The organism is Amycolatopsis coloradensis (assembly GCF_001953865.1).
In the GTDB taxonomy this organism is placed as follows: Bacteria; Actinomycetota; Actinomycetes; order Mycobacteriales; family Pseudonocardiaceae; genus Amycolatopsis; species Amycolatopsis coloradensis.
This window is the reverse complement of record NZ_MQUQ01000028.1, coordinates 81,474-98,053: the sequence shown is the minus strand read 5'-3', so window position 1 is coordinate 98,053 and position 16,580 is coordinate 81,474. Positions and strand designations below refer to the sequence as shown.

Below are 16,580 nucleotides of genomic sequence, written 5' to 3'. Positions count from 1 at the left end.
CCCTCAGGCGGATTCGGCAGGCGCGTCCTGATGGAGGTGATCAGCGCCCACGCTTGGGGCGGAGTTCCTCTGGTTCGAACAGGCCGCGTGTGTAGCTCAAGGTCTTGAAGACCCAATCGTCTTCGATGCCCTTTTTGCCGGTCTTGAGGTCGTACACGTGCGCCACATACCTGGGTTTACCTGCCATCTCTCCCTGGTCGTGAAGGCGTTCGAGTACCAGGTCGGGGCGGCTGCGACCGGGGTAGCTCGCGCTTCCGTTCAGGTTGAACGGGGCTTCGGCGCGCAACCGGTAGGTGCCGGCGTACGGGCCGAGGATTTCTGCCTGCCTGGCGGTGATGATGCGTTCGAAGATCGCGTGGATCTCCGATCCGTCCAGTCGAGCCGTCAGGCCGTTCAGGAATTTGTGCGCAGCGGATTCCTCCTCGCGCAGGGCTTTCAGCTCTTCTTCGTCGGCGCGCCCTGCGGCTACTTCCTCCGCCATGTCCTGGCGGCGCCTGGTCGCCGCTTCGGCGTTTTTCGTGGCTTCGTCGAGCTGCGCGGCCCTTTCACCGGTGTATCGCCGGTCCTCAGGCCGGGCGCGGAATTCAGCGTCGGCGTCATCGACGGCTCGCTGGATTCCGTCTCGAATGTGTTCGCGTACTCGGTTGGCCTCGTGGGCTCGCGGGATGTCCCGTTCCTTCCAGACACGGGCGTCCACCGGAAGCCCGGCCCTGGTCCGGGAATCGGCTGCGGGCTCGGATGCGGGCTCGGATGGAGACTCCTCTCGCTGACGTTCGGGCGTGGATGCCGGTTCGTCACCGGGTTCGGGTCCGGCCTCCGGCTCTTCCGTCTCCACAGACGACTGCTCCCCCTGTGTTTCCCGTTCGGGGAGCCGTTGCGGGTCGTCTGACGGCCGAAGCGGCACGACGGGTGCCAGTGGCGTGTTCGCGGGCGGGCGGTCCGGTTGTTCGGGTGTCGTGGGCGGCTCGGGAACGGCCGGGGGTGCCGGGGCGTCGAGCGGCGTCGACGGATCGGCGGGTTGTGCCGTCGGCTCATCCGGATCCATCGGTCGTCGTCCTGGAATGAAGGGATCGTCCCCCCGATCCGGGCCGCCTGGCAGCCTGGGTCGCTCCGGGGTGCCTGGCTGTTCGGTGATTTCCGGCTGGTCCGGACGGTCCGGCTGGTCAGGTGGCGTGGGTCCGGTGGTGCGAGGCGGCGCCGAGGTCTCGGTTCCCGGGTCGGGCCGGTTCCGATCACTTTCGTCTTCCGGAATCCGTGGGGTCTCAGGATCGCCTTCAGGCGGCGTCCGCTGGTCCGGCGTGTTGTCCGGAAGGCCGGGTAAGACCGGCGGGATCGGACGACCGGGGCCTTGTGGCGACTGGCCGCCGGTTGGTGGCCGGAGGGTCGGTATCTCGGTCGGCGGGGAAGGCGTCACCAGTGCCGGAGGCGCGGGTTGAGCTAGTGCCGTGGGCACGAACGGCGCCGCGGGAGCGGGAGGCGCGGCAGTGACGTGGTACTGCCCCAAGGCGTCGATCATGATCTGCAGTCCACCGATGGTGGTGAGGAGTGCCCCACCGGCCGCGACCACAGCCCCGCCGAGCGCGAGTGGTGCGCCGACGATGGCTCCCGCGCCGGTCAAGGACACGCCACCACCGGTCGCCACCGCCGCGCCACCCGCGCTCATGAGAGCGCCACCAGCGCCGATCGCGGCCATGGCTTCCGGGTTGTGGGCGATCGAGTTCGCCAGCGAAGCGGCGGCGTCCGCCAGAGCTTGATCGACACCACCGTCGTTCTGTGGTGCCCCGGCCAACACCGTCTTCGCGGTCGGCGCCTTCCCGGAAGTGACGGATCGCGGAACGGAAGCGGCGGGAATCGCTTGTGCGGTCCTCGGCCGGCCGGCGCGTTTTCGGGGTTTGTCCCGCGCAGGCTCGGCCTTCTCGTCGTCGTCGTCATCATCGGCGCTCGCGGACCGGCGATCGTTGTCATCCGGCTTCTCTTTGTCGTCTTTCTTGTCTTTCTCGCTGTCGTCGTCTCGCTTCTTCTCGTCGTCAGGCTTCTTGTCGGAGTCGGAGTCGCGGTCTCGGCGCTCCCCGTCGTCGTTTCCCCGCTCGTCGTCGCGGTCGTTGTCGTCTTCGTCCTTTCGTCCCTTGTCGCCGTCGTCATGGTCCTGCGAGGACTTCTTCGACGCACCACCGCTGTCGTCCTTCTTCGTGGTCTTCTTGGTCGGCGGCGGGGCCTTTTTCTTCTGAACCTTCACCTCGGCTTTCGCCCCGACCTTGCCTTTGGCGCTCGCTTTGAACTGGGTCGAAGCCTTTCCGCTCCCCTTGTCCGGGCCGTCGCCACGACTGCTTGGCGCGCAGCCGTCCCCTTGCACCACGCAAGGCGGGTCGGCGTGCGCGGTCCCTGCCCCGGCCAGGCCGAAGAACACCGCCAAGGCCGCTCCACCGGTCACCTGGCCGACCACACGGGGAATATCGACGCCCTTGTCCGACGGCATGCTGCTCTCCCTTGTCTCGGGTATGGACGACGGTGCGCCCGACCGGTTCAGCCGCGGTTCATCGCGGATACAACCGTGACTGTCATCGGATCCTCATAGCGCTCCTCGCATCCTTGGTCCGAACGTCGCGAAGAAGTCAGAAGGGGGCGACCAGATGTTGTTCCAGGTCCTCGGACCGCTCGAAGCCAGGACACCGGCGGGTTCGGAGCTCGCGATCAGGCCGGGCAAGCCGACCACCGTGATGACCGCGCTGCTGCTCGATCGCGGAAAGTGGGTCAGCGTGGACAAGTTGATCGATGTGACCTGGGACGGCGGGCCTCCGCCGGCGTCGGCTTGGGGGAACTTGAAGTCCTACATCTGCGGCTTGCGTACCGCCCTGTCGCCCGTGGAGAACCGCGTGCGGATCACCAGCAGGCAAGGGGCCTACCGGATCGTCGTCGACCGAGGGGAGGTAGACGTCGACGTGGTGGAACAAGATTCCGCCCAGGCCCGCGCGGCCTTGCGTTCCGGTGCGCCGCAACGGGCGTCCGAGCTGCTGACGCACGGGCTGAACCTGTGGCGAGGTACCCCCTTCGAGGGCATGCGCAGCTCCGCTGCCCACACCGAGATCACCCGTTTGGAGCGTCTCCGGACGCGGATGCGGGAAGACCTGGCCGAGAGCTGGCGCGTGCTCGGCAGACACCTCGACGCGCTGGCCCAGCTGTACGGCCTGCTCGACGAAGACCCCCTGCGCGAACACATCTGGGCTCGCTTGCTGCTGGTACTGAACGAAACCGGCCAGCGAGGCGAAGCGCTGGCCGCCTATCGCCGGGCGCGCGGAATCATCGTCCGCGAACTCGGTGTCGAACCGGGCGCGGTCCTTTCCGGCGCTCACCGCGCTGTTCTCCGGGGTGAGTCGACGCTCGACGGCGTTCCGCAGTTCTGCTGAAAATCGGATCCGGAAACGGGTGGCCGCCCGGCGTACTCGCCGGGCGGCCACTCTGTCATTTCACCGTGACCGTCGCACTCGACCAGGACGAGCCGTCCGGGCTCGACGTGCTGACGGTACGGGTCTGACCTGGCTTCATCCCCTTGCTGCTCACCGATACGTGGCCGACATGGGGGCGCTTGCCGTCGTCCTTCTTCCCGGCCTTCTCCGGATGATGCCTGTGCTTACCGGACTTGAGCTTCTTCAGCTCGCCCTTGGCCTTGCCGACTTCTCCCTTGGCCTTCTTCACCTCGGCGTTCGCCTGATCGATCAGTTTCTCCGCCTTGTCGAGCGAGCCGGTGGCCTTGTCGACGGACTCGGTGATCTTCTCGAGGTTCTTCGGTACCGCCGCGGCAGGCCCGGAGACGACGTTGACGCGCGGTGAGAGCCGGAGGATGCGGAGTTCGCGGCTGTCCGTTGTGGTGGCCGGTTTGGCGACGGCGGTCTTGACCACGAGTGGCCGCGCCGCCGGGCGAGACACCTTCTTCTTCGGCGTGCTGGCGGGAACGACTTTGGCGACCTTCTTGACAGGGGCCGCTTGCGCCGCGGGCACGACGGGAACCACGGCGGGTGGCACCACGTTCTGGACGACCGGCGCGACCGTCGATTTCGGTGCCCCGGCGGGTTTCTGCGCAGCGGCCGCGACCTGCCCGCTGGGCGCGGCGACGGCCGGTTCGTCGGCGCCCCCGAAGGCGCCGAAGGTCCACGCGCCGACGGCCGCGGTCGTCAGACCGGCCACGCCGATCACACCTGCTCGCTTGATGTTCATGAAGTTCCTCGGTTTTGTGTTGGCGCCGTGACCGTCACGGCTGCGTTTCGTCCTCGTGGCGGCGCTCGTAGAACTCTTCGGCCAGTGAGTGCCCCATCAGTCCGCCCAAGATCCCCGTGGCCACGCCGACGGCGATTCCGAGCGGGCTCGCGATCACCAGGCCGGTGGTCACCCCGAAGACGAGCGACGCGGTTCCGCCGCCGAGTCCGGTGACCGCGCTCCTCGCGAGCGGTTTGTCTTCGTGCCGCAAGTAGTAGTCGTACTCGACACGCTCGACGGGGCCGCTGTCGGGAAAGGACGGAGCCTGGCCGAGCCACACCGTCTCCGGGACGACGAGATACCGGGGCTGCGGGATGGCAGGCCGCCGCGGCGTGGCGAACTTGCGGAAGGCGGTACGGGCCGACAGTTTCGGGCGTTCAGCGAGACTGATGGTCATGGCCACTCAGTCCCGATCACCGTGCATGATCTTGACCGGCCTGTCGCGGTCCTCGCGCTTCCCGTCGTCGTCTCGCTTCTCGCCGTCTCTGCGCTTTTCGACGCTCTTGCGCAGCTTCTCGAGTTCTCCCTTGGCCTTCTTGAGGTCGACCTTGGTCTTCTCCAGCGCCTTCGCCGCCCGCTCGACCGCTTCCTCCGCGGTATCGACCGCCTTGGCCGCGTCGCGCACCCGCTGCTGGATCGGTTTCGGCGCCGGCGCGGGTGGCGGGACGACAAAGGCGGTGCGCGGGAACGGGCTGCGCGCGAGCGCTTCCGACGTGACCGCCTTCACCGAGCGCGGCTTGACCGTCGCTGCCTTCTTGACCATCGGCACCGACGTGGAAAGCTTCTTGACCGCCGGAACGGCTTTCACCGGCCGCTGCACCGGCGCCGTCCGCTCGCCGACGGAAGCGACCGGTGCCCGGACCGGCAGCACCGGTTTCACGAGCGGCGCCGGAGTCACCTGTTGCGGCGCGACGGGTGCCGTCCACGGTGTGGCCGACCGGGTTTGCGGCGCCGGCGTTTCCCTTTTCTCCGGTATCGGCGCGACCTGCGGGTTCGCGCCCTGAGCGGTGTCCTGCACCGCCTTGTCCTCGGAACGGTCGTCCACGAGCGCGTTCGCGGTGGAGGCGCCGATGGCCGCGGTGGCGAGTCCGGCGATGCCGTACACGGCGGCCCGGCGGAGATTGTTCCTCTGTTTCATCCGTCCCACCTCGTTGCTCCGGTGCGCTGTCAAGGTGCAGCGTGTGATGCGCCGGTTCAGCGGCGGTACATCGGTGGTTCATCGGTGGTTCATCGGTGGCAGGAAGCTGTCAACACCTCGCCCTCGCGTTTCCCGCGCATACCCTGGGGCGATGCGACCGGAGAACGGGGAAGCGCTCGGCGGGGGTTCGACCGGTGACGTGTTCGCGTTCGAAACCGCCGCCCGCAAAGTGTTCCCCGGCCGGCTGGACGAACGAACCCGGCTGCTCCTCGAACAGGAACTCGAGCGGCTTTCGTCCTTGGACGGGCAAATTCTCGTACCGGAGGCCGTCGAGGAGCTGCCCGACGGCCGGTGCGCACTGCGGAGCGAACTCTGCACAGGGTCACTGCCGCAGCTCGTGGGATCCGCCGGACGCCTGCCGGTTTCGGATACCCTCGTGCTCGGTTCCGCGCTCGCTTCGACACTGGCCACTGCGCACGGGGCCGGTGTCGTCCACGGCAGGCTGACCCCGGCCAACGTGCTGTTCCGCGCGTCGGGTGAGCCCGTGGTCAACGACTTCGAACACACCCCGCGGCTGGTCTTCGTCCGCGATCCGGACCACGGAAGCCACCTGCTCGCACCGGAACGAGCGGTGAGCGAAGGCGCGGATCTGTACGGGCTCGGTGTCGTGCTGTACCTGGCGTTGACCGGGGTGCTGCCGCGGCCGGACCGGCCGCCGCTGCACCGGGAGGACGCGCCGATCGACCTCCTCGCGCTCATCGAGAACCTGCTCGCGGACAGTCCGGCGTCGCGTCCGCCCGGCGCGGCAGTGGTGGCGGACGTTCTGGCCGGGCTGGCGGACGAACACAGCGCACCGGAGCCGCCCACCGGGGGCACGCCCCCGCCGATGGGTGCACCGCTCGCCATGACCGGCCCGGTCCGAAGGAGCGCGCGGTCACGGAAGCCCGGCTGGCCGATGCTCGCCGCCGGCGCCGCGTCCGTGCTCGCCGCCGCCGCGTGGATCCTCCTGCCGGGTTCATCCGACCAGGCGCCTCAGGCGCTCGCTCAGCCCACTTCTGCGCTCCCGGAGCCGATCGGCGAATCCCCGCCGCGCATCGAGCAGGCCCCGCCGATCGATCGCGGCTCAGCCGTGGAGCTGTCCTGGCGTGCGCCGCAAGGAATGGACTCCGCCGTGGTCGTCACGAGCGAGACCGGTGAGGCGAGAACCACGCTCGTCCGGCGACTGCGGACGGTATCCGTCCCCGTCGAACCGGGACGGAAGTACTGCATTCGGATTCAGGTGACCGACGCACGCGGGATCGAGGAAAGCGCCGCGTACCCCATCCGGGGCGCTGTCTGCCGGAAGTGACCCGCGGCCTGTTGTAGCGTGAACGCCGTCTCCAGCCGCGCGGTGAAGAGGGGATGGGGCCGACCCATGAGCAGTGCCTCCTGCCACGGCCCGGCCGCCATCATCGTGGCGGGCCCCGACGACACGGTCCTCAAGGTGTACCCGGGTTCGCTGGACCGCCGGACCAGAGCGGCAGTGGACCGGGAGCAGGCCGCTCTCTCGGCCGCCGCCCACGTTCGGGCGATCCTGCGAGTGGAGGAGGTCGGCGCACTCCCCGACGGCCGGACCACCTTGCTGATGCCGCGCTGCGAACGATCCCTCGCCGGACTGACCGAGCCCCTGCCCGTCCGTGACGCGCTCCTCGTCGGCGAAGCCGTCGCACGAGCCCTCGCCGCCGCGCACGCGGCCGGCGTCGTGCACGGCTCGGTGACTCCCGGGAACGTTCTGCTCCGGCACACGGGGGAACCGGTCTTAGCCGACTTCGGGGTGACGCTACGGAGAAGATTCCCCCGCGACCCGCTCCACGATCTGGAGTTCGTCGCCCCGGAGACCGTGCGTGACCAGACGATGGACGAGCGCACCGACCGCTACGGCCTCGGCGCCGTCCTGCACCTGGCCCTGACCGGGGAGTCTCCGCACCGCGCGGTCGTCGGCGAACAACCCGCCGAGCGGCTGCACCGGGTGCTCACCGAACCGGTCCCGCGGATCACCCGGCCCGACGTCCCGGGCGACCTCGCGGCGCTCGTCGCCGAACTGCTGAACAAGGACCCGGAACAACGCCCGGCTGACGCCGAAGTCAAGCTGGGCCGACTGCTGGACGCGGCTCCGCCCGCTATCCCGCTCGACCTGCCCGCCGAACCGATCCTCGTGCTGGAGCCGTCCCGGGCGGAGGCGCCGCCACGGGAGACGGCGAGCAGGAAACGGACGTACGGCGTGGTGGCCGTCGTCCTCGCAGGGGTCTGCGCGGCTGTCGCCGTGCTGTGGTTTCTCACCACCACGAACGACGACGACGCGGCGCCGCGGCCCCAGGTTCCGACGGCGACACCGGTCGCGATCACCCTCTCCCCGCCCGTCGACCGCGAAACCCACGTCGAGCTGTCGTGGACGTCCAACGCCGTGCTGGACTACGCGATCGTGCTCGCCGAGGAAGGTCGCCGGGAACCGCAGGTGATCATGGTGCAACGGAGCAACCAGCGGCGGGTCGAGGTGCGGCCGGGCCTGCGGTACTGCTTCCTGGTCCAGGGCATGAATCCCCAAGGCACCTACGAAAGCAGGCCACAGCCGATCCGCGGTGCCGTTTGCGCTCCGTGACTCAGTCGCCGCGCGGCGGGAACAGGATTCCGGCGTGCACCGCGGCACGCAGCCGCGCGCGCCACGGCCGCCTCCCGAGTCCTTTTCGGACGGTCGAGACCGAGGCCCACGCCTCATCGGCGACGTCCGGCGCGGCCCCGGACCACAGTGCGGCGTCCACCGATCGCGCCAACGCGTCCAAACCGTCCACTATGGACTTCTGCCCGAAGGCGGCGGCGGACGCGGCCAGATCGCGCACGGTCATGCCGGCGGTCACCGGGACACCGTGTGCCCGCAAGCGGTCCCTCGCTTCCGCCCAGGCGGCGATCACCCCGGCCTTGCCGTTCCGGCGCCGCCGTCGCCAAGCGCGGAAACCGGTCACGGCGGGCACACCCGCGCCCCAGAGCACCAGGAAGCCGCCGAGCCCGATCCCGGTCACGATGGCGATCGCCGCCCAATCGGTGCCGTCCACCGGTTCGTCCTCCTCGGACTCACCCGGAGGAAGTTCTGGATTCCGCAGGTTCCGCTCTGGTGGAAGCTGCGTTCGTACCTCCGCCACGGCGGCGGTGATCCCGCTCGCGGAGCCGGATCCACTCTGCTTCGCGGCACCGGCCGGATCCAGCGGCACCCAGCCGACCTTGTCCACCGCGACCTCCGGCCACGCGAGGATGTCGGCGTTGCGGACCACCCGCGCACCCTCCGCCTCGGCGCGTTCCGGCGCGCGGTAGCCGACGACGAGCCGGGCAGGGATTCCCTTGAGCCGCGCCAGAACCACATACGCGGCGGCGAACTGCTCGCTCGTGCCTCGTTTGTCGGCGAGCAGGAAACGGCTCAGTTGCGGCCAGCCGTGCCCGGTCGGCAGGTCGTCGCCGGTGGCCTGCCGGTAATTCTCGGCGAGGTGGCGTTCGAGCGCGACGGCGGTCTGGAACGACGGCCGCAGCTCCGGCAGCACCCGGTCGGCGAGTTCGTCGATCGCCGGGGGGACGGTCGCGAGGCCGCCCAGCCCACCCTGGAGCCCGGCAGCCATTCCCGCGCCCCTCAGCACATCCGCACCGACTTCGGGCTCCCACCAGGCCAGGGTGTAGTGGATCGACGGCATGGGCCGACCGGCGACCAGGGTCCCTCGTGCCTCGTCCACGAGCGCGTCGATCCCGGTGACGGAGGCGGGTGACGGCTGGCCGGGAAGCCAGGGCCCGGACGTACCGGTCAGCTCGATGGCCGCCTGCCGCCGGGTCACCGGGACTTCGATGCCCGGGCCCGGCGTGATCTCCGCCCCCATGCGCCGGAAACCGCCGCCGGGGAACCAGTTCGAGCCGTCGAAACCGTCCAGCACGGCCAGCGGCCAGCGGCGTGCCGCCGGGGTGTCCCCGGTGTAGCGGAAGACCTGCGGCGCCGGGTTCTTGCTCCGATACGCGACTTCGGAGAGCGGGCTGACGACCGAATCCTCCGTCAGCGGCACGGGTTGGTCGTCCTTCAACGAGTACGCCGGGTTCGCCAGTGGATCGGTGACGGTGAGCGCGAGCGCGCCGACGGTGCCCAGCACGACGGCGGGCATGATCAGTTTGAGCAGGCGCGGCCACGCGATGCTTCCGCCGCCTGCCAGCGCCAGACCGGCGATCGCCGCGTATCCGAGACCGGTCGCGACCGCGGCGACACCGGTCACCGCGACATAGGCCTGGCTCAGTACCAGAACGAGCAGTCCCGGCACGAGCGCGAGCAGTGGACGCCGGAGCCGGTGCAGTATCTCGATCCCGAGCACGGCGGCGACCAGGACGGCCAGCGGCACGAACGCGAGCAGCCGCGGTTCCGGCCGGGCAGGCCAAGTCGACTGGAGGGTCAGCTGCCAGCCGTGGACCGCCCCTTCGGCGAGCACCGCCACCGACTCCCCCGTCGGGATCCCGGCGACCGTGGTCCCGGGCAGCGCCGTCTCGACGACCGCGAGCAGACCCGCCACCACGGCGATCACCGGCCGCCACGGGATCAGCCGTGGTATCCGCCTGCCGAGCTCGGTGACCCCATAGGTCACCAGGACCATGGCCCCGATCGGCACCAGCAACGGCAGGAGACCGAAGACCGGCGCGAACAGCAGTCCGCCGAGCGACGCCGCGGTGAACACGGCGACGTCGCCGCTCCGCGCGGTCAGGTCACCAGGTCGTTCCACCGGCTCACCGCCTCGGCCGCGTCGGCCGCACTGATCCGGCGCGCTCGCGGCACTCCTTCGACACCGTGCACCCCGAGGCCGTCCATGCCCAGCCCGTGGGTGCCCACGCCGAGCACGAACATCGAGGAGAAATGCGGCCGGACGAGCGCGAGCCCGCGCAGTTCCGGGCCTGCCCTGCCGGTGACGACCACCAGGCAGCCACCACGGACTCCCTTGCGCGACAACGCCACGGGGATCATCGGCCGGTCCGCGGCCGGGTCCTGGCCGACTTCGGACAGCACGTCCAGCAGTCGCCGCGCGGCCTGCACTCCGCCGAAAGTGGTCAGGTCCTCGCCCGTCGAGGTGATCAGGCGACACCGATGGCCCGCCGCCGCCGCGGCGTTCACCAGCGAGGCCGCCAGCTCGGCGGCTTCTTCGAAATCGTCCCCGGACAAGACCTTCGAACGGGTGTCCAGCAGCAGCGTGAACCGCGGATGATCGGGGTCGACGTAGTCCCGCACCATCAGCTGCCCGGTCCTGGCGGTCGCTTTCCAGTGCAGGTGCCGGACCTCGTCACCGACGACGTACTCGCGCACGTCACGCAGATCCGCCGAACCGTGCAGCGAATCGTCGGTGGTCGGCCCTTCGTGATGGTGACGGGGATGTCCGGTGGCCGGCGCGCGCATCGGATGCAGTTTCGGGTAGACCCACAGTGTCGCGGTGTCCCCGGCCGGGAGTGGCCGCCGCACGAGACCGAACGGGTCCGCGCGTTCGAGGATCAACGGCCCCACGATGAACCGGCCGCGCCGCCGCGTCGGCAGCTCGTAGTGGTGGATCGCCTCGCCGCCCGGTGCCAGCGGCCGCACCGACACGGCCAGTTCGGCTCCGTGTTCCCCGTGTTCCCGCGCGGTGAACCCGGGCTGTCGCCGTGTTCCCGGATTACCGACCAGCAGCCTGGCCAGCGCCGGCCGTCCCCTTTCCACCCGGTCCGGGAACACCTCACGCCGTACCTCTACCTGCGGTCGCCGGATGGCCAGTGCCACTCCGGCGAGCAACGCGCCCGCCGCGGCGCCTGCCACGGCCCGCAGCAGCGGATACCCGGCCAGCTCGCCCACGCCGTACAGCAGCACGGCGACGGCCAGCAGTCCGGCGCCGCGTCCAGTGAGTCGCATCCGCTACTTCCAGACCAGCTTCTTCGATTGGACACTTTCGGCGCTGATCCAGACAGCGCGCCCGACGGTGCCCTGCGGGAATTCGTCGAAGGACAGTTTCCCGTCCGGACCGACCTGCCTCGACACGCTGTCGTGGACGCCTTCTTCGGTGTGGCAAGAGATCGTCAGTGTCTTGCCAGGGGTGAAGCCGGACATCACGATGTGCACGAAGGCGCAAGCGGGCGGAGAACAGCCGGTGGCCGTCGTATCGGCACCCCGGGAGATGGTGATGCTCCGGTCCGAGGGTTCGTCGCCCCGCTGTTTCGTGACCGTCACGGCCGCGCCCCGGCCCGCGGAGTTCTCGGCGAGCACGGTGACAGTGAGCGGCTGCGTGATCCCGATGTCTTCGATGAGATGCGCCCTGGCCGATCCCGCGACCCGCCGGGAACCGGCACCCGAGCCGTCGGCCCGCCGCCACGACACGTGATAGGCGGTGATCGGTGAGCCGTTCGCCGCCGCGGGCCGCCAGGTGACGTTCGCGTCGGTGTCGCCGGTCTTGATCCGGACGTTGAGGCCCACCGGCGCGCCAGGGACCTTGATGCTCGCCTGCGGGGTCACCGGGTTCGAGGCGGCGGCGGGGCCTGCTCCCGCGCGGTTGAGCGCCGACACCGTGAACGTGTAGGCCATCCCGTTGGCCAGACCGGTGATCGACGTGGTCAGAACTCCCCCGCCGACCGTCTTCTCCCCACCCGCCCAGGTGATCCGGTATCCGGTGAGCGCGGCGCCGTTGGTCGCGGCCGCGGCCCACTTCACCGACGCCGAGGCGTCTCCCGGCGTCGCGCCGACCGAACGCGGCGCGCCCGGCGGACTCGCGGGGACGGCCACCTGCGGCTGGGGTTGGGGTTGGGGCTGGGGTTTCGGCTTGACCGGTACGACCGGCCTGCCGGCAGGCTCATTCGACGCGGAGGACGGTGGAGGTGCACCTGTCGCCGTCCGGTCCGCGGGCGTTTCCGGCGTCGGAGGATTCACCGGTACCGGAGTCTCGGCCGGTTTCCGGTCCCCGGTCACCGCGACGTCGTTCACCTCACCGCCGGGATCGACCACGAGAACGTGCGCGCCGTCCGCGCCGTCGACGTACACCCGGGAATCCTGGCCCCGGACCGGCGGATGATCCGCACCGCCGGGAATCGGCCTGCTGTCCCGTTTGCGGCCGGCGCCGTCGTAGGTGGTCAGCGCGCGATTTCCCTTGTCCACCAAGGCGACCACGGAGCCGGAGGAGGCCAGCCCCACGTAGTCACCGGGTGGCAGCGGGACACTCACCGGCGCCACGGCCGGCCCGACGAGGTGCAGCTTCGCGCCGGGACGGTCCAGGATCGCCAGCTTTCCTTCCACGTCGTTGGCCGCCACGACGGCGTTGTCCGGCAGATCCACCCCGAGCCGGGCCGGATCGCCGAGCCCGGCGTTCGAAACCTTCCGCACCGTGTCGTCGGCGCTGTCCACGAAGACCGGTCCGTCCGCGGTGAGCGCCAGGGAACCCTTGTGCCTGCCCGGAATCGCGATCGGGCACGAGACGCGGACGGCGCCGGGCGCGAGTTCGCACAACAGCCCGTCGTCGATTCGATGCAGCCACAATCGCCCGTCGGCGGTCGCGACCGGGTCGCCGAGCCTGCCCCCGACCGCGATCCTCACCGCGGCGTCTCCGAGCCGGATCACGACACCCGCCTGGCGGTACACGCCGTAGGGGCCGCCCTTGGTCTCCACCGCCACCGGCCATTCGTTCGCGGGCGACGGCGTGGTCTTCTCCACCGAGAGCGTCGACTTCCCGAATTCGACGACGCTCGACGGCGGAAGCACGTAGCCGTGCGTGGGGCCCTGCGCGACCCGGCTGCCGGGCTCGAGGCCCGGCACCGGCACCTGGGCATCGGCCTGCTTGCCGGAGCCGTCGATGTGGAAGGCCGAGCCCAGCACGGAGCTGTAGAGCCAATGCCCGGTCTGCGCCAGATCCAGACCGGGCAGTGGCTTCGCCCCGCCGGTGATCGCGACGCCCACCAGCGCGACACATCCGGCCACGATCGCGGCGATCGGTGCCCGTGCGCGTAACCCTCCCGGGAGGCCCATGACTCAGACCGCGTTGATGGCGGGAGCGGGCGTCGCCGCCAGCGCCTCGTCGACGATGTCGGTGGCCGATCTCTGGTTCAGTTCGGCCTCGGCGGTCAGCACCAGGCGGTGGGCGAGCACCGGTTTGGCGATGGCCTTGATGTCGTCCGGGGTGACGTAGTTGCGGCCGTCGGTGGCCGCGATCCCCTGCGCGGCGCGTACCAGCGCGATACTGCCGCGCGGGCTGGCGCCGTAGCGGACCGACGCGTGCTCCCTGGTCGCCGCGGCCAGCCGGACGGCGTAAGAGCAGATGGCCGGGTCCAGATAGGCCTCGCGCACCTGGTCGATGGCGCGGCGCAGGGTTTCCAGAGCCACCACCGGGGAAAGTTCGTCCGGGTTGACCCGCGCGCAGTCGCTCATGATCACCCGCACTTCGGCGTCGTGATCGGGGTAGCCGACGGAGATCCGCATCATGAACCGGTCGAGCTGGGCCTCGGGCAGCCGGTAGGTGCCCTCCATCTCGATCGGGTTCTGGGTCGCGATCACCAGGAACGGATGCGGGACGTCGTGCGGTACCGAATCGACCGTCGCGCGCCGCTCGGACATCACCTCGAGCAGTGCCGACTGCGTCTTGGGGGTGCCGCGGTTGATTTCGTCGGCGAGCACGATGTTGGCGAAGATGCCACCGGGGTGGAACTCGAACTTCTCGTTGTTCTGGTGATAGACCATCACGCCGGTGACGTCGCCGGGCAGCAGGTCGGGGGTGAACTGGATCCGGTGCCAGCTCCCGCCGATGCTGCGCGCCAGGCAACGGGCCAGTGTCGTCTTCCCCAGCCCGGGGACGTCCTCGATCAGCAAATGCCCCTCGGACAGCAGTGCGGCGATGGCGAGCCGCACGACGTCCGGTTTCCCGCGCAGTACCCGCTGCACGTTTTCGGCGATCGCCCGGTAGACCCCGGTCGCTACCGGCTGGTTCATCGTGTCCCCCTCGCACCTGTGTCGCGGCCAGGATGATCCCGCGTACCGCCGGGGACCGGTCCCGTATCGGTCGTTTTCCGATCGTGCAGTGATTCGGTGGGTTCGACGCAGAGTAGCGCGTTCACCACGCGCGTCCGGCTGCTCCGAACGGGCGGTGTCGGTGTACTTCATCGCGTCCTTATCCCTTACCGGGAGGCAACGCGAGCTCGAAGATCGCCCCGCCCTCGTCCCGGTTGTAGACCCGCAGCGTTCCGCCGTGGACGTCGGCCACCCATTTGACGACGGCCAAGCCGATCCCGGTCGATCCCCCACCGCTGACGAATCGTTCGAACAACGCCGCGGCTTCGTCCGGATCGATTCCCGGGCCACGGTCGGCGATGAGCACCCTGCCGTCGAGCACGGTGATCTGGATATCGGCCTGTTCGTCCGGCGCACGACCGTGGCTCAGCGCGTTGCCGATCAGGTTCGCGACCGCGCGCCTCAGCAGCGTCGCGTCACCGTCGACACGACTCGGCACCGAAGTGATCGAAATCCGCGCACCACCGGCAGGCATGTCCTCGACGACCATTTCGACCAGTTGATCGAGCATCAGCGGCTCGATCGACAACTCGTCGACCCCGGCGGTGACCCGCGCACGCTTCGGCCACAGATCGATGATGTCGCCCATCATGGAAGCCAAGCGAATCGTCCTCGGCAGCATCTCGGCCTGTTCGGCGGGATTCCGCATCGCCGTTTCAGCCAGCGCGCGCAACCCCGCGACCGGCGTCTTGAGATCGTGCACGACCCCGTCCAGCAGTTGAGAAACGCCGTCCAGCAAAGACTTCTGCTGCTCGAGCGCGGCGGCCGCCGGCCGGATGGCCCGGCCGGCGATGACGTAACCGGCGGCGCCGAGGCCGAGTACGAGGAGCGCACACCCGCCGATCACCAGCAGCACCCATCGGTCGTGCTCCCGCAGAACCCCCTCGGCGTCGGCCACCACCACGAACGCACCCGCGACCTGCCCGCCCTGGTCCTCGACCGGATCAGCCGAGACGTACACCGGCCGTCCTTCGGCCGTGGTTTCGTAGCCGGTCTTCGACTTGTTCGCACCGGTCGCCTCGGTCGCCAGCCGGTTCAGCAGGGCGTCGTCCACGGCCACGCATTCGCGTTTGCTGCGATAGGGCACGAATTCCGGAGCGCCGCCCGGAAGGACGGCGAACTGCGGACACTGTTCGTTGACGCTGTCGGTGCCGACATAGGCGAAGACGATGGCACCGCCGTCCGCGGCGACGATCCTGGCCAACGTCGCGGCGACCTGGCGTACCTCGCTGTCGAGCCGTTGACGGCCTTGATCGGCGTCCGCCTCGATCACCAGCCACGCCAGCACCACCAGTCCCAGCGCGTTCATCGCGGTGAACAGCACCGTCAACAGGCGACGGAGCCGGCGCAACCGGCCGGTCGATGAGTCCGTCACGAGAGCCGGTACCCGACCCCGCGCACCGTCTCCACCGGGTCCGGGTCCCCCAGCTTGCGGCGCAGTCGTTTGACCACCGCGTCGACGACGTTCGCCATCGGCTCGCTTTCCAGGTCCCAGCAGTGTTCGACGAGGTCCGAGCGGGAAATCGCCATTCCCGGCCGGGTCGCGAGATATTCGAGAATGGCGAATTCCCGGTTGCTCAGCGAAAGCAGGACGCCGCCCCGCCGCACCTCGCAGCGCGCGAAATCGACCTCGAGGTCGGCGTGGCGCAGCACCGGCGGCCTGCCCGCACCGCGACGGCACAGGTTCCCGACCCGCGCGAGCAGCTCCGCCATCACGAACGGCTTGACCAGATAGTCATCCCCGCCGTGCTCGAATCCCTCGACGCGGGCGCTACCCGAATCCAGCGCCGTCAGGAACAGAACCGGCACGGTCCACCCCGCGCGCCTGCGTGCGTCGACGAACCGGACGGCGTCACCGTCGGGCAGCATCCGGTCGAACACCGCGCAGGCGGGTGGCTCCGTGACCGAAGCGAGCACATCGGCCGCCGCGGCGATCGAGCCCACGACGTCCACCGTGAACGACGCGGTCCGCAGTTCGGCGGACACGGCCAGCCGGATGTCCGCGTCGTCCTCGACGAGAAGCACCCTCGCGTTCATTTCATGGAGGTTAGCGTTCGTACCGCGGCATGGCAGCCGATCGCCCGATCCGGCAGGAACAGGACACGCGCCACCGAACTGGTTACCGTGGTG

The 16,580-nt window shown here is 69.8% G+C and carries 13 protein-coding genes; 3 read left to right on the top strand and 10 right to left on the bottom strand.

Annotated elements, in window-relative coordinates; all coding sequences use genetic code 11:
• Positions 1-40 precede the first annotated feature (40 nt).
• Entirely contained in the window at positions 41-2,476 is a 2,436-nt protein-coding gene (locus BS329_RS43625) for a hypothetical protein (RefSeq protein WP_076167823.1), read from the bottom strand.
• 154 nt (positions 2,477-2,630) lie between these two features.
• On the opposite strand from BS329_RS43625, the gene BS329_RS37565 reads away from it, so the two are divergent.
• Positions 2,631-3,404, top strand: coding sequence for an AfsR/SARP family transcriptional regulator (locus tag BS329_RS37565; RefSeq protein WP_076167822.1), 774 nt, complete (start codon positions 2,631-2,633; stop codon positions 3,402-3,404).
• Positions 3,405-3,459: 55 nt separating this feature from the next.
• Here BS329_RS37565 and BS329_RS37560 read toward each other — a convergent pair whose 3' ends face one another.
• The 3 genes from BS329_RS37560 to BS329_RS37550 are packed head-to-tail and all read right to left on the bottom strand — an operon-like array spanning position 3,460 to position 5,389.
• A complete protein-coding gene (locus tag BS329_RS37560; RefSeq protein WP_076167820.1) occupies positions 3,460-4,212 on the bottom strand; it encodes a hypothetical protein in 753 nt (250 codons plus the stop codon).
• A 34-nt stretch (positions 4,213-4,246) separates the two neighbouring features.
• Positions 4,247-4,648, bottom strand: a complete 402-nt coding sequence (locus BS329_RS37555; protein ID WP_143253367.1) for a hypothetical protein — start codon at positions 4,646-4,648, stop codon at positions 4,247-4,249.
• Positions 4,649-4,654: 6 nt separating this feature from the next.
• Positions 4,655-5,389 (bottom strand): hypothetical protein, encoded by a 735-nt coding sequence (locus tag BS329_RS37550; protein WP_076167817.1) that lies wholly within the window; start codon positions 5,387-5,389, stop codon positions 4,655-4,657.
• Between the two features lie 151 nt (positions 5,390-5,540).
• On the opposite strand from BS329_RS37550, the gene BS329_RS37545 reads away from it, so the two are divergent.
• Complete coding sequence (locus BS329_RS37545; protein WP_076167815.1) at positions 5,541-6,737, top strand: serine/threonine-protein kinase; 1,197 nt, start codon at positions 5,541-5,543, stop codon at positions 6,735-6,737.
• A 66-nt stretch (positions 6,738-6,803) separates the two neighbouring features.
• Complete coding sequence (locus BS329_RS37540) at positions 6,804-8,027, top strand: protein kinase domain-containing protein (RefSeq protein WP_076167813.1); 1,224 nt, start codon at positions 6,804-6,806, stop codon at positions 8,025-8,027.
• 1 nt (position 8,028) lies between these two features.
• On the opposite strand, the gene BS329_RS37535 is transcribed toward BS329_RS37540, so the two are convergent.
• From BS329_RS37535 to BS329_RS37510, 6 genes are all read right to left on the bottom strand, one after another.
• Positions 8,029-10,167, bottom strand: a complete 2,139-nt coding sequence (locus tag BS329_RS37535) for a transglutaminase TgpA family protein (RefSeq protein ID WP_244197449.1) — start codon at positions 10,165-10,167, stop codon at positions 8,029-8,031.
• Complete coding sequence (locus BS329_RS37530) at positions 10,146-11,318, bottom strand: DUF58 domain-containing protein (RefSeq protein ID WP_076167811.1); 1,173 nt, start codon at positions 11,316-11,318, stop codon at positions 10,146-10,148. Before BS329_RS37530 ends, BS329_RS37535 begins: the two co-directional genes overlap by 22 nt.
• 3 nt (positions 11,319-11,321) lie before the next feature.
• Positions 11,322-13,415 carry a fibronectin type III domain-containing protein gene (locus BS329_RS37525; RefSeq protein ID WP_076167809.1) on the bottom strand — a complete coding sequence of 698 codons (2,094 nt, stop codon included), beginning with the start codon at positions 13,413-13,415 and terminating at the stop codon, positions 11,322-11,324.
• 3 nt (positions 13,416-13,418) lie between these two features.
• The gene (locus BS329_RS37520) at positions 13,419-14,372 is read right to left on the bottom strand and encodes an AAA family ATPase (protein WP_076167808.1); all 954 of its coding nucleotides are present in this window, start codon (positions 14,370-14,372) and stop codon (positions 13,419-13,421) included.
• 178 nt (positions 14,373-14,550) lie between these two features.
• The gene (locus BS329_RS37515; protein ID WP_076167806.1) at positions 14,551-15,825 is read right to left on the bottom strand and encodes a sensor histidine kinase; all 1,275 of its coding nucleotides are present in this window, start codon (positions 15,823-15,825) and stop codon (positions 14,551-14,553) included.
• The gene (locus BS329_RS37510) at positions 15,822-16,487 is read right to left on the bottom strand and encodes a response regulator transcription factor (RefSeq protein ID WP_076167804.1); all 666 of its coding nucleotides are present in this window, start codon (positions 16,485-16,487) and stop codon (positions 15,822-15,824) included. Before BS329_RS37510 ends, BS329_RS37515 begins: the two co-directional genes overlap by 4 nt.
• Positions 16,488-16,580: the final 93 nt, after the last annotated feature.